This window comes from Nevskia ramosa DSM 11499 (assembly GCF_000420645.1).
GTDB classification, from domain to species: Bacteria; Pseudomonadota; Gammaproteobacteria; order Nevskiales; family Nevskiaceae; genus Nevskia; species Nevskia ramosa.
Genome location: NZ_ATVI01000006.1, coordinates 217,465 through 229,700, shown reverse-complemented (window position 1 = coordinate 229,700; position 12,236 = coordinate 217,465). Strand labels below are relative to the sequence as shown.

At 65.1% G+C, this 12,236-nt stretch carries 13 protein-coding genes; 5 read left to right on the top strand and 8 right to left on the bottom strand.

The window, feature by feature from the left end; genetic code table 11:
- The first annotated feature begins 46 nt into the window (after positions 1–46).
- The 4 genes from hisG (at position 47) to G513_RS21995 (ending at position 3,619) form a co-directional block, all read left to right on the top strand.
- Positions 47–694, top strand: coding sequence for an ATP phosphoribosyltransferase (gene hisG, locus G513_RS0107925; protein ID WP_022976292.1), 648 nt, complete (start codon positions 47–49; stop codon positions 692–694).
- Positions 687–1,982, top strand: a complete 1,296-nt coding sequence (hisD, locus tag G513_RS0107920; RefSeq protein ID WP_028475282.1) for a histidinol dehydrogenase — start codon at positions 687–689, stop codon at positions 1,980–1,982. Before hisG ends, hisD begins: the two co-directional genes overlap by 8 nt.
- 191 nt (positions 1,983–2,173) lie before the next feature.
- The gene (locus G513_RS0107915; protein ID WP_022976290.1) at positions 2,174–2,467 is read left to right on the top strand and encodes a ComEA family DNA-binding protein; all 294 of its coding nucleotides are present in this window, start codon (positions 2,174–2,176) and stop codon (positions 2,465–2,467) included.
- Between the two features lie 102 nt (positions 2,468–2,569).
- Positions 2,570–3,619 carry a cyclic nucleotide-binding domain-containing protein gene (locus G513_RS21995; RefSeq protein ID WP_022976289.1) on the top strand — a complete coding sequence of 350 codons (1,050 nt, stop codon included), beginning with the start codon at positions 2,570–2,572 and terminating at the stop codon, positions 3,617–3,619.
- Between the two features lie 18 nt (positions 3,620–3,637).
- Here G513_RS21995 and rlmH read toward each other — a convergent pair whose 3' ends face one another.
- Genes rlmH through G513_RS0107880 form a run of 6 tightly spaced genes read right to left on the bottom strand, consistent with a single transcriptional unit; the run spans position 3,638 to position 8,438 of the window.
- Positions 3,638–4,105: a 23S rRNA (pseudouridine(1915)-N(3))-methyltransferase RlmH gene (rlmH, locus tag G513_RS0107905; RefSeq protein ID WP_022976288.1), complete on the bottom strand. Its 468-nt coding sequence runs from the start codon at positions 4,103–4,105 to the stop codon at positions 3,638–3,640.
- Between the two features lie 26 nt (positions 4,106–4,131).
- Positions 4,132–4,509: a ribosome silencing factor gene (gene rsfS, locus G513_RS0107900; protein ID WP_022976287.1), complete on the bottom strand. Its 378-nt coding sequence runs from the start codon at positions 4,507–4,509 to the stop codon at positions 4,132–4,134.
- Positions 4,502–5,182 carry a nicotinate-nucleotide adenylyltransferase gene (gene nadD, locus G513_RS0107895; protein WP_022976286.1) on the bottom strand — a complete coding sequence of 227 codons (681 nt, stop codon included), beginning with the start codon at positions 5,180–5,182 and terminating at the stop codon, positions 4,502–4,504. The genes rsfS and nadD overlap by 8 nt, the downstream gene beginning before the upstream one ends.
- 43 nt (positions 5,183–5,225) lie before the next feature.
- Complete coding sequence (locus tag G513_RS0107890; protein ID WP_022976285.1) at positions 5,226–6,527, bottom strand: glutamate-5-semialdehyde dehydrogenase; 1,302 nt, start codon at positions 6,525–6,527, stop codon at positions 5,226–5,228.
- A complete protein-coding gene (holA, locus tag G513_RS21990) occupies positions 6,524–7,564 on the bottom strand; it encodes a DNA polymerase III subunit delta (RefSeq protein ID WP_022976284.1) in 1,041 nt (346 codons plus the stop codon). Before holA ends, G513_RS0107890 begins: the two co-directional genes overlap by 4 nt.
- Before the next feature lie 7 nt (positions 7,565–7,571).
- Positions 7,572–8,438 carry an alpha/beta fold hydrolase gene (locus tag G513_RS0107880; protein ID WP_022976283.1) on the bottom strand — a complete coding sequence of 289 codons (867 nt, stop codon included), beginning with the start codon at positions 8,436–8,438 and terminating at the stop codon, positions 7,572–7,574.
- 170 nt (positions 8,439–8,608) lie between these two features.
- Here G513_RS0107880 and G513_RS21985 point away from each other — a divergent pair, with 170 nt between their 5' ends.
- A complete protein-coding gene (locus G513_RS21985) occupies positions 8,609–9,568 on the top strand; it encodes a proteasome-type protease (protein WP_022976282.1) in 960 nt (319 codons plus the stop codon).
- 59 nt (positions 9,569–9,627) lie between these two features.
- Here the strand turns inward: G513_RS21985 and G513_RS0107870 are convergent, their stop codons facing one another.
- A complete protein-coding gene (locus G513_RS0107870; RefSeq protein WP_022976281.1) occupies positions 9,628–10,572 on the bottom strand; it encodes an alpha-E domain-containing protein in 945 nt (314 codons plus the stop codon).
- Positions 10,572–12,095, bottom strand: coding sequence for a circularly permuted type 2 ATP-grasp protein (locus G513_RS0107865; RefSeq protein ID WP_022976280.1), 1,524 nt, complete (start codon positions 12,093–12,095; stop codon positions 10,572–10,574). Before G513_RS0107865 ends, G513_RS0107870 begins: the two co-directional genes overlap by 1 nt.
- Between the last annotated feature and the right edge of the window lie 141 nt (positions 12,096–12,236).

The following is a 12,236-nucleotide window of genomic DNA, read 5'->3' as shown; positions in this document are numbered from 1 at the left end:
ACAATGCCGCGCTCATTCTCCGGCCGTACTCGTTGCCATCGCTGCCATGACTTCCCTGACCCTGGCCCTGTCGAAAGGCCGCATCCTCGATGACTGCCTGCCGCTGCTGAACGCGGTGGGCATTGCGCCGTCCGTCGATGCCGGCCGCCTGCTGCGCATTCCCACCCAGGACCCGGGCGTGGAACTGCTCGAAGTCCGCCCGACCGACGTGCCGACCTATGTCGAATACGGCGCCGCTGATCTCGGCATCGTCGGCAAGGACATCCTGCTCGAACACGGGGGTGGTGCCTTGTACGAGCCGGTCGACCTCGGCTTCGCGGTCTGCCGCCTCAGCGTGGCGACCAAGAACGATTCGCCGCTGGTCAAGAATCCGCGCCACAACTTCGGCCGCCGCCTGCGCGTGGCGACCAAGTACCCGGAAGTGACGCGCCGCTACTACGCCACGCTCGGTGAACAGGTCGAGGTCATCAAGCTGTACGGCTCGATGGAGCTTGCGCCGCTGGTCGGGCTTGCCGATGTCATCGTCGATCTGGTCGCCACTGGCGGCACCTTGCGCGCCAATGGTCTGGTCGAGATCGAAACCATCTTCACGTCGAGCGCGCGTCTGGTGGTCAACAAGGCGGCGATGAAGATGAAGCACGCGGCGATTCGCGCGCTGCTCGATCGTTTCGTCGGGGCGGTTGCCAGTGCTTGAGATCAATCGGCTCGATTCGCGCTCGGCGGACTTCGACGCGACGCTCGGTGCGCTGCTCGACCGCGCGCCGGAAGCCGACCCGAAAGTCACCGCCGTGGTTGCCGACATCATTGCCGACATCCGCGCCAGCGGTGATGCCGCGCTGGTCGATTACACCAATCGCTTCGATCGTCGCAGCATCGCCTCGGCCGCCGAACTGGAAATCCCGAAGGCAGCGCGTGAAGCCGCCTGGCATTCCCTGGAGCCGGCGCTGCGCGCCGCGCTGGAAGCGGCCGCCGAACGCATCCGCGCCTACGCCGAACGCCAGAAGCTCGAAGGCTGGGAGTTCAGCGACGCCCACGGTAATCGCCTTGGCCAGAAAGTCACGGCGATGGATCGCGCCGGTCTGTACGTACCCGGCGGCAAGGCGGCGTATCCATCCAGCGTGCTGATGAACGCGATCCCGGCCAAGGTCGCCGGAGTTGGCGAACTGATCATGGTGGTGCCGGCCAGCGGCGGTGAAGTGAATCCGGTGGTGCTCGGCGCCGCCCATCTTGCCGGCGTCGATCGGGTGTTCACGATCGGCGGCGCGCAGGCGATTGCTGCGCTTGCGTATGGCACGGCGACGATTCCCGCAGTCGACAAGATCGTCGGTCCCGGCAATGCCTATGTCGCCGCGGCCAAGCGCCTGGTGTTCGGCAGAGTCGGCATCGACTCCATTGCCGGTCCGAGCGAAATCGTCGTCATCGGCGATGGCCTGACCGATCCACGCTGGATCGCGATGGATCTGTTCAGCCAGGCCGAACATGACGAAGTTGCCCAGAGCATTCTGATTTCGCCGAGTGCCGAACATCTCGATGCCGTGTTCGCGGCGATGAACGCGCGTCTTGCCGAGCTGCCGCGCGCCGATATCGTTCGCCAGTCGATTGCCGGCCGTGGTGCGCTGATCCTGGTGCGTGATCTTGCCGAGGCTGCGCAAGTATCCAATCGGATCGCGCCGGAACATCTGGAGCTGTCGGTCGCCGAGCCGCGTGCCTTGCTGGAATCCATTCGCCATGCCGGCGCGGTGTTCCTCGGCCGTCATGCCCCGGAAGCCTTCGGCGATTACTGCGCTGGCCCGAATCACGTGCTGCCGACTTCACGTGCGGCGCGCTTCTCGAATCCACTCGGCGTCTATGAATTCCAGAAGCGCTCCAGCCTGATCGAAGTCACGCCAGGCGGCGCGAAAGTGCTGGCCGACATCGCCGGGACGATCGCCGACGCCGAAGGCCTGCAGGCGCATGCTGCCAGCGCGCGCGATCGCGGCTGAGCTCGATTCGGGTCAAAAAGCGCGAGCGTTATCGAGATCACAGATCGCCTTGCGGTCCGATTTCAATGTGAGCTCCATCACTGTTTTCTGCGCTCCGAGAGCGAAGTATTGGCTCGCGCCGGACGGGAGCAGAGTCAGAAGTCGCCTCCATCGACGCAATCCTCAGTCACACATGCAAGGGAGCGTTGATCATGAAAATCCTCAAGGGAATTCTGGCTGGTGTGGTGCTCGCATTCTCGTCGCTGGTCTGGGCGGCATCGATTGATGTCAATACCGCCGATGCGAAAACTCTGGAAACGCTGAATGGAGTCGGCCCGGCGAAAGCGGCGGCGATCGTCGAGTACCGGACCAAGAACGGGCCGTTCAAGACTGTCGACGATCTGGAGAAGGTGCCGGGTATCGGCGCCGCGACAATCTCCAAGAACAAGGACAGTCTGTCGGTCGGCGGCAAGGCTGCCGCAGCTGCCAAGCCGGCCGCGAAGTAGGCCGCCGCTTTAGGCCACGGGTGCAAGGACTCAAGCCACCGCCGCGAGTCCTTGCACCTTCCGATTTCCCGACATTCGTTCCAGGGTCTGATAGGTCCGGACATGTCCCAATCACAGATCTCCACTCAATTGGTCGGCCCTGAACTGCTGGCCGGCTTCGTGCCGATGAGCGCGCTGGCTGCAGAGTCCCTGCAGCGGCTCGCCAAGCAGGCAGCCATCCATGCGCATCCGGCTGGCAGCGTGCTGTTCCGCGCCGGACAGACACAGACCAAGGCCTGGTATCTGCTGCGCGGCCAGGTTCGCCTGCGCGATGCCAATGGCTGGACCCTGGTCGATGTGAAAGCCGGTGAAACGCGCGCGCAGCAGTGCCTGTCGGCACCGCCGGCGGTCGACGTTTCGGCCGTGTGCGTCGGCCCGGTCGAAGTACTGGTCGTCGACGCCGGTCTGCTCGATGTGCTGCTGACCTGGGAGCAGGGCGTTGCCTGCGAGGTTGCGGCGATCACCGAAGTGGCGGCTGATGACTGGATGACCCGCCTGCTGCAGCGGCCATCGTTCCAGCGCCTGCCACCGGCGAATCTGCAGGCGCTGTTTCAGCGGCTGGATACGATCACGGTCGCCGAAGGCGAGGTGGTGATCGAGCAGGGCTCGGCGGGCGATTACTTCTACGTGATCGTCGAAGGCCGCTGCCGGATCGTCCATCGCGGCATGAGCAAGCAGACGCTGACCCTGGCCGAGTTCGGGCCCGGCGACTGCTTCGGCGAAGAGGCCCTGATCGCCGGCCTGCCGCGCAATGCCAGCGTGACGATGCTGACCGCCGGCACGCTGAAACGCCTGGCGCGGCGTGATTTCGAGGAACTGCTGAACGAGCCCTTGCTGGTCCGGCTCGATCGGGCAACCGCGAAGGCGCAGGTTCAGGCCGGCGTGGCGCAATGGCTGGATGTGCGGCTGCCCAGCGAATACGAAGCGGGGCATCTGTCCGGCAGCGTCAATCTGCCGTTGAGGCTGCTCAGGCTGAGGGCGTCTAAGATCGACCGTCAGCGTCTGCAGGTCTGTGTCTGCGACACCGGGCGCCGTGGCGCAGTAGCGGCGTTCCTGCTCGCACAGCGCGGCATCTCGGCAGCGGTGCTTGCTGGCGGCCTGCGCGGTAGCTGAGCTTTTGAAGCGCGGCGCTCAGGCGCGGTGATAGGGATGGTTGTTGAGCAGGGTCCAGGCCCGGTACAGCTGCTCGGCGACGATCACCCGCACCAGTGCATGCGGAAAGGTCAGCTTCGATAACGACCACTTGGCATCGGCGCGTGCCAGCACCGCAGGCGCATGGCCATCCGGCCCGCCGATCAGCAGCGCGACATCGCGGCCGTCCTGCATCCAGGTTTTCAGCGACTTCGACCAGGCGACGGTATCCGGCTGCGTGCCGTGCTCGTCGAACGCGATGATCCGGGCCTCGCCGGCCGCTTTCAGCAGGCGCTCGCCTTCGGCTTCGCGCAGACGCGGGATATCGGCGTTCTTGCCGCGATGTTCGACGGCCAGTTCAACCAGCTCCAGCTTCAGCTCGCGCGGCAGGCGGGCCGCGTAATCCTCGTAGCCGGACGCGATCCAGTCCGGCATGCGCGTGCCGATCGCGATCAGGCGAATGCGCATCGGCTAGTCCCTCGTTGCGTACCGCTTCAGGCGCTGCGGACGGCCGGTTCGCGCTGGGTGAAGTCCCAGAGTTTTTCGAGCTGGTAGAACGCGCGGGTCTGGGCCTGCATCACGTGGACGATGACGCCGCCGAGGTTGACCAGCACCCACTCGCCCTCGTTCAGGCCTTCGACGCCGACCGGTCGGTGACCGTTCTCCTTGGCCTTGTCGATGACACTGTGCGCCAGCGAAGCCGCATGGCGGTTCGAGGTGCCGGTGGCGATCACCATGATGTCGGTGATCGAGGTCAGCTTCGATACGTCGAGCACCTTGATGTCGACGGCTTTGAGGTCTTCAAGCGCGGCAACGGCCAGGGCGCCGAGCTCGGTGGACGGGGCGGAGGAAGCGACGGAGGTTTCAGTCATGGGCGGGATTTTTCTCTTCATTGATGGTGAGTGCGCGAACGTCCTCGGAGGTCAGGGAACGGATGACAGCTTCAGGCACCAGACCGCGAACACTGCGGCCGGCTTGCAACAAGGCTCTGATACGGGTGGCCGAGATCGCCAGCGGTGGCAGGCTGACTGGTAGCCACAGGCCGGCAGACTGACGACTCAGCGCTTCGACCGAAGTCACTTTCCGGTCATGCAGAAACTCGGCCAGTTCCGGGGCGGGTACATCGGCCGGATGCGGACGCTGGACGACGACGAGGTGCGCCAGGTCGAACAGTTCGCGCCAGCGATGCCAGGTGTGCAGGCGGTTGGCGGCGTCGTCACCGAGCAGCAGATGCAGTCGCGCGTCCGGCGTTTCGGCCTTGATCGCCGCCAGCGTGTCGAAGGTGTAGGACGGATGCTGCTGCGCGCGTGCGCGGCGCAGTTCGCGATCGTCGACGATCAGGCCGGGCTCATCGCCAACGCCGAGTCGAGCCCATTCCAACCGCCGCTCGGCGCTGACGCCGGGGGCGGTGCGGTGCGGCGGGCGGGCGCTCGGAGTGAGGTGAACGCAGTCGAGACCGAGCAGATCGCGCAGCTCGATCGCGAGCCGCAGGTGGCCGTTGTGTATCGGTGCGAAGGTGCCGCCGAAGAAGCCGATCGCTTTCATTCAGGGCGCGGCGGCTTCAAGCGCGAGCCGTCATGCGGCTTGCTCAACGGACATTGCCATCTCCGAGCACCACCCACTTCACCGACGTCAGGCCCTCTAGGCCGACCGGGCCGCGGGCGTGGAACTTGTCGGTGGAGATGCCGATTTCGGCGCCCAGGCCATATTCGTAGCCATCGGCGAAGCGCGTCGAAGCATTGACCATCACCGAGCTGGAATCGACTTCGCGCAGGAAGCGGCGCGCCTTCGTGTAGTTCTCGGTGACGATCGCATCGGTGTGCGCCGAACCGTGGCGGGCGATGTGGTCCATCGCTTCGTCGATGCCGTTGACGATCTTCACGGCGAGGATCGGCGCCAGGTACTCGGTATCCCAGTCTTCGGCCTTCGCGGCCTTGGCCTGCGGCAGGATCTGGCGGGTGCGTTCGCAGCCGCGCAGTTCCACGTCGTGGCCGCTGTAGATCGGTGCCAGCAGTTCCAGCAGCCGGGCGGCTATCGGGGCATCGATCAGCAAGGTTTCCATCGTGTTGCAGGTGCCGTAGCGCTGGGTCTTGGCGTTGACGGCGATCGACACCGCCTTGTCGAGATCAGCCTCGTGGTCGACATAGACGTGGCAGTTGCCGTCGAGATGCTTGATCACAGGCACCTTGGCGTGTTCGGAGACGAACGCGACCAGGCCCTTGCCGCCGCGCGGAATGACCACGTCGATTGCTTCCGGCATCGCCAGCATCGCGGCGACGGCAGCGCGGTCGGTGGTGTCGACGACCTGCACCGCATCGCTGGGCAGGCCTGCGGATTTCAATGCGCGCGAGATGCAGCGAGCGATCGCCTGATTGCTGTGCATCGCTTCCGAGCCGCCGCGGAGCACGCAGGCGTTGCCGGACTTCAGGCAGAGCGCGGCAGCATCGGCAGTCACGTTCGGGCGCGATTCGTAGATGATGCCGACGACGCCGAGCGGCACTCGCATCTTGCCGACCTGGATGCCGGACGGCCGCATCTTCAGATCGAACATTTCGCCGATCGGATCGGGCAGGGCGGCGACCTGGCGCACGCCATCGGCCATCGCGGCGACGCGGGACGGGTTCAGCTCCAGGCGCTCGACCAGCGCTTCGTCGAGCTTGGCGTCACGCGCGGCGCGCAGATCCAGCGCGTTGGCTTCGAGGATGGTGGTGGCCTCGGCCATGATCACATCGGCCAGCGCGAACAGGGCGGCGTTCTTCTCGCCGGTGCTGGCGCGGGCGATCAGGCGGGCGGCCGCGCGGGCGCGCGTGCCGACCTCTTTCATGTAGCGGTTGACCGCGTCGTTGCCGGCCGCGTCCTTCCGGAATTCCTTGTGGGTTGCCGCAGTCATCGCCTTGCCGTTGCCGCCTTTTTCCTCGCCGTCGTCGAAACGGCCACGATCAATGTTAACAACTCTTCCCAGGCCTGCGGCTGGCCGCCGCTGGACTTGGCCTGGGCATCCACCTGCGCGCACTTGCGCAGCCAGCCAAGCACCTGGTTCGGCGTCGAGCGTTCCGCGGCCTTCGTGTAGGCCGCCTGGTTGGCCTTGTGGATGCGTGCGGCTTCCACGGCCGCGGCCGCATTGCCGGTGCGCGCCATCAGATTGGCGACGTTGGCGAGCTGGCGCAGGCCGGTGGCCAGCAGCAGGGTGATCGGCACGATGTCCATGCCTTCGCCGCGCAAGGTATCGAGGCCGCGCATCGCGCCGCGGGCATCACCGGCCATGATCTTGTTGATCCAGCCGAAGACGTCGATATGCGCGGAATCGGCGACCGCGGTGTCGATCGCATCGACGTTCAGCCGCGCGCCCTTGCCGTGCAGCAGTACCAGCTTCTGCACCTCCTGCTGGGCGGCGAGCAGATTGCCTTCGGTGCGCTCGGCGAGCAGTTGCAGCGCTTCCGGTTCGGCATCGAGCCCGGCCGCTTTCAGGCGGCCGCCGATCCAGCCCGGCAGCTCGCCCGGCTTCATCGCTTCAAAATACAGGCTGGCACCGGCCGTTTCGAGCGCCGAAAACCAGCCGCCGCTGCGGGTGCGCCATTCCAGCTTGTTGACGTGGATCAGCAGCAGCACGTCGCGCGGTGGCGCGCTGGCCAATTGCTGCAGGATCTTGCCGCCGGCGACATCGGGCGCGTTGTGCAGGCGCAGTTCAACGACGCGCAAGGACGCGAACAGCGACATCGCATTGCAGGCATCGAGCAGCAGGCCCCACTCGAAACCCTTTTCGGCATCGAGCACTTCTCGCTCGGAATAGCCGACGGCGCGCGCCTTGGCGCGGATCGTATCGAGCGCTTCCTGGGCCAGCAGCGGTTCCTCGCCGCCGACGACGTACAGCGGCGCCAGGCCCTTGGCGAGCGTGGTCGGCAGTTGCGACAGATTCAGGCGCGCCATGGCTGGCTCAGGCCGACAGGAACGTGGCGACCAGCGCCGCGGTTTCTTCGGGGGCGTCGAAATGCAGCATGTGCCCGGCCTCGGGCAGCACTTCGACCCGGTGGCGGCGGAAGCAGCTGACCCGCGCCGCGCGCTGTTCGGGCGGCATCTTGACGAAGGATTTGCCGGCGTCGACGAACAAGGTATCCGCCGTTACCTCGCGCCAGACCGCGTTCGAGTCCTCGGCGTGATAAAGCCCGGGACCGTGGCGGTAATGCTTGGGATCGGCACACAGGGTGACCTTGCCGTAGCCATCCTCGCGGCCCCAGCAGCGCGACACGAACGCGGCGTGTGCCTCCGACAACTGCGGATGCTGGCGGCGGATGCGCCCGGCCAGCTCGTCGAACGAGGCATAGCTGCGTTCACGCGGCGTCTCGCGCAATTCGTCCAGCCAGTGCAGGAAGCGTTTCGGCGCCAGCGCCGCCGGCATGTCCGGCAGGGTGATGCCGTCGAGCAGCACCAGCTTCTCGACTCGCGCCGGTCGCAGGCCCGCATAGAGGCTGACGATCTGCGAGCCCATGCTGTGGCCAGCCAGGCGCAGCGGCGCATCCGGCGAGTAGTGGTTGACGATGGCATCGAGATCGGCCACGTAGTCGTGGAACCAATAGCCTTCCTGTGGCCACTCGGTATGACCGAAGCCGCGCCAGTCCGGCGCAAGCACCTGCCAGCGGTCGAGCAGCGGTGCGACCAGCGGTTCGAAGGTTGCCGACACATCGAGAAAGCCGTGGCCGAGGAACAGCAACGGCAGGCGCTCAGCGCCCCAGCGACGCAGGTGATAGCGCAGGCCGCGGACGCGCAGGAATTCGGAGCGGCTGGTCAGGTTCAGCGAGGTCATGCGCGATTATCGCAGCCGGATGCGTGGCGCGGGCCGTGACGCGATCCAGCCACTGATAAACCCTGCGGTGACGGACCCGTCCGTCGCGTCAGCGCGGCACAAGTTATGCTTCCGTCAGCCAGCGGCCGAGCATGCGTCGTCAATTCACAAGAACAGGCCCGCACACAGCCATGACCTACTGCGTCGCGATCAAAGTCAACGACGGCATCGTATTCGCCGCCGATACCCGTACTGCTGCTGGCGTCGATGACGTGCGGACGTACAACAAGCTCCACGTACTCGAAGTGCCCGGGGAGCGCGTGTTCGTGATCCTCTCGGCCGGCAATCTGGCGACCACGCAATACGTGCTGGCCTATGCCCGGCGCGAGATGAACGACCCGAACTGCAAGGTGTCGCTGCGCACCGTGCGCCATATGTTTGACGCGGCCGACTACCTCGGCCAGCTGTCGGTACGCGCTCAGAAGCAGAGCGCGGAATCGAGCATGAACGTCAACGTCGAAACGACCTTGATTCTCGGCGGCCAGATCATGGGCGAAGACCCCTCGATCTATCTGATCTACCCGCTCGGCAACTGCATCGCTGCCAGCCCGGAAATGCCGTTCCTGCAGATCGGCGAGATCAAGTACGGCAAGCCGATTCTCGATCGCTTCGTCCGGCCGGGTGCCAAGCTCGAAGACGCCGCACGCTGCGCGCTGGTGTCGCTGGATTCGACGATGCGCTCGAACATTTCGGTCGGCCCGCCGGTCGATGTCGCGATCATGGAACGCGATCGCTTGTCGATCGCCCATTCGTTCCGGCTCGACTACGACACGCCGTACTACGCCGCGCTCAAGGAAACCTGGGCGCGCCAGCTCGAGAACGCGGTGCGCTCGCTGCCGAAATTCGACTGGGAAGTGCAGCAGTCGCTGGCCTTGTCGATGCAGCATCAGCAGGCTGCCCAGGCACCGATGTCGCAGCAGGCCCATCAGTCGACGCCTACCTGGCCGTCGCAGCAGGGACCGAACGGTGCCTGGCTGATGTCGTCTGCGCCTGCCGGTTCTGGCCAGAACAGCAGCCAGTCCCAGAATCGCGGCAGCGATCGCGATGCGCCGGCCGATAACGACGACGGCAACGGCTACAGCGGCGGTTGAAACGAAAAAGCCGGCCGCATTGCGGCCGGCTTTTTCCGGTTTCCCGTTTCGCGACGGGTCTACTTGCCGGACTGACTGAAGTAGGCGTCCGCCAGCGCGGTGTGCAGGTCGTTCAGGCCGATCTGGATTTCGTCCATCAGGTCCGGCACGCCCATCGACATCTTCATCAGACCCTCGATGTTCGCGTCGCGCACCAGGCCACGGGTGCGGTCGATGGTGCGCTCGATGCTCCGGCTGTTCGGCAGGTGCGGCAGGGTCGAAGCGATGGTGTCGAGGCAGAACATCGCGCTGCGCGGGAAGTCCCGGTTCTGCAGCAGGAAGCGCACCACGCCGTTGCCGTTGACGCGGGTGCGCAAATGGCGGCGATACATCTGGTAGGCGGTGAGCGAGCGCAGCACGCTCATCCAGACGATGTTCTCGAACGGTGTCAGGTCGAGCTTGTCGTCGTTCTGATTCAGGCGAAGCGTGCGCACGTCGAGGATGCGCGTGGTCATGTCGGCCTGTTCGATGTTGGTGCCGATGCGCAGGAACTGGAAGCCGACATCGCGGCTCATGTTGCTGGTCAGCACGCTGTAGACCAGCAGCGCGCCGCTGATCACCTGCTGCACGAAGGCCTGCCGGGCGGTGCGCAGGATCGATGATTCGCCACGCTCCTGAACGTAGAAGTAGATGTCGTTCAGGCGTTCCCAGGTATCGCGCGGCATGGTGTCGCGGGATACGCGGAGAATTTCGCGGGCGTTGTTCAGCGAGGTGACGATCGAGCCCGGATTGCGCGGATCGATCATCAGGAAGCGGACCACGTTTTCCTCGGTCGCTTCGTCGTACAGCTCCTTGAAGGCCGCCTCGGCGCCGGTGATCTCGATCAGCGGCGCCCAACCCAGCGGCATGCGCCGCGGCAGGTCGAGCATCAGGTTGGCGTTGACGTTGATCAGGCGTGCGGTGTTCTCGGCGCGCTGCACGTAGCGGCCAAACCAGTACAGGTTTTCTGCAACACGGGACAGCATCAGAGAGTCCCCTTCTGCGATTGCGATTGAGCCTGTGCGGCGGCGGCAGGCGAGGTCACGACACCTGGTGCGTCGTCGTCGATATCGACGATCCAGGTGTCCTTCGAGCCACCACCCTGCGAGGAATTGACGATCAGCGAGCCCTTGACCAGCGCCACGCGGGTGAGGCCGCCGGTGGTCACGTAGGTGCTCTCGCCGCGGCTCAGGATGAACGGCCGGAGATCGAGATGACGCGGTTCGATCTCGTCATCGCAGATGGTCGGCGCGGTCGACAGGCTCAGGGTTGGCTGGGCCATGTAGTTACGCGGATTGCCTTCGATCAGCGCCTTGAACTTGGCGTGCTCCTCCTTCGAGACGCGCGGGCCGATCATCATTCCGTAGCCACCGGATTCATTGGCCGGCTTGACCACCAGCTTGTCGAGATTGGCGATCACGTAGTCGCGCTGCTTCTTGTCGAAGCAGAGATAGCTCGGCACGTTCGGCAGGATCGCGTCCTCGCCGAGGTAGTACTTGATCATCTGCGGCACGTAGGCGTAGACGACCTTGTCGTCGGCAACACCGGCGCCCGGCGCATTGGCGAGGCCGACCTTGCCGGCGATCCAGGCTCGCATCAGGCCTTTGCAGCCGAGGATCGAGTCCGGATTGAAGACGTCGGGATCGAGGAACAGATCGTCGATGCGGCGATAGATGACGTCGACGCGCTTCGGGCCGTCGATGGTGCGCATGTAGACGCAGTCGTCATCGCCGACCGTGAGATCCGAGCCCTCGACCAGTTCCACGCCCATCTGCTGCGCGAGGTAGGCGTGTTCGAAGTAGGCGGAGTTGTAGATGCCCGGGGTCAGCAGCACCACGTTCGGCGCGTCGCCGGGCCGCGGGCTGATCGCCACCAGGGTGTCGTAGAGCTGGGCGGCGTAATCGTCGACCGGCAGAATGTTGGTGGTCTGGAACAGTTCCGGCCAGATGCGCTTGATGACGCCGCGGTTCTCCAGCATGTAGGAGACGCCGGACGGCACGCGGAGATTGTCTTCGAGCACGTAGAGCGTGCCGTCGCCATCGCGGACCAGATCCGAGCCGCAGATATGCGCCCAGATACCGTGCTTGGGCTTCACGCCGACGCACTGCTTCCGGAAGTTCACCGACTCGGCGAGGATCTCGGCCGGGAAGATGCCGTCCTTGACGATCTGCTGCTTGCCGTAGACGTCCTGGATGAAGTGGTTGAGCGCGTCGACTCTCTGCTTGAGCCCCTTCTCCGTCGTTTCCCATTCCTTCTTCGGGATCACCCGGGGAATGATGTCGAACGGCCAGGCGCGATCAACGTTCTTGCCCTCCGAGTACACCGTGAACGTGATGCCCATGACCTTGATCGCCAGATCCGCTGCCAGACGCCGATCGGCGAGGTCACGCGGGGACAGGCTCTGCAGGTATTCGACGAGACTGCGGGCGGCGGGGCGCGGTGCTCCCGAGACGGCAAACAGTTCGTCGTAGGCGGCATCACAGCGGTAATTTCGCCAATCGAAAGCCATTCTTATTCCAGTTTTTTACAATTCGGCGGCTGAGCGATCCGGCTGCCGCAGCCGGAACGTTGATATTGCAGGGTTTGGTCTCTAACCTAGCAGCACGTCGAAGCAAAACATAGGCCACGCATCGCAATCGACTGCGGCGGC

What these genes read in the sequence shown, in the direction of transcription:
- hisG (WP_022976292.1), top strand. Translation starts at nt 47, where the DNA reads ATGACTTCCCTGACCCTGGCCCTGTCGAAAGGCCGCATCCTCGATGAC.
- G513_RS0107915 (WP_022976290.1), top strand. Translation starts at nt 2,174, where the DNA reads ATGAAAATCCTCAAGGGAATTCTGGCTGGTGTGGTGCTCGCATTCTCG.
- G513_RS21995 (WP_022976289.1), top strand. Translation starts at nt 2,570, where the DNA reads ATGTCCCAATCACAGATCTCCACTCAATTGGTCGGCCCTGAACTGCTG.
- rlmH (WP_022976288.1), bottom strand. Translation starts at nt 4,105, where the DNA reads ATGCGCATTCGCCTGATCGCGATCGGCACGCGCATGCCGGACTGGATC.
- rsfS (WP_022976287.1), bottom strand. Translation starts at nt 4,509, where the DNA reads ATGACTGAAACCTCCGTCGCTTCCTCCGCCCCGTCCACCGAGCTCGGC.
- nadD (WP_022976286.1), bottom strand. Translation starts at nt 5,182, where the DNA reads ATGAAAGCGATCGGCTTCTTCGGCGGCACCTTCGCACCGATACACAAC.
- G513_RS0107890 (WP_022976285.1), bottom strand. Translation starts at nt 6,527, where the DNA reads ATGACTGCGGCAACCCACAAGGAATTCCGGAAGGACGCGGCCGGCAAC.
- holA (WP_022976284.1), bottom strand. Translation starts at nt 7,564, where the DNA reads ATGGCGCGCCTGAATCTGTCGCAACTGCCGACCACGCTCGCCAAGGGC.
- G513_RS0107880 (WP_022976283.1), bottom strand. Translation starts at nt 8,438, where the DNA reads ATGACCTCGCTGAACCTGACCAGCCGCTCCGAATTCCTGCGCGTCCGC.
- G513_RS21985 (WP_022976282.1), top strand. Translation starts at nt 8,609, where the DNA reads ATGACCTACTGCGTCGCGATCAAAGTCAACGACGGCATCGTATTCGCC.
- G513_RS0107870 (WP_022976281.1), bottom strand. Translation starts at nt 10,572, where the DNA reads ATGCTGTCCCGTGTTGCAGAAAACCTGTACTGGTTTGGCCGCTACGTG.
- G513_RS0107865 (WP_022976280.1), bottom strand. Translation starts at nt 12,095, where the DNA reads ATGGCTTTCGATTGGCGAAATTACCGCTGTGATGCCGCCTACGACGAA.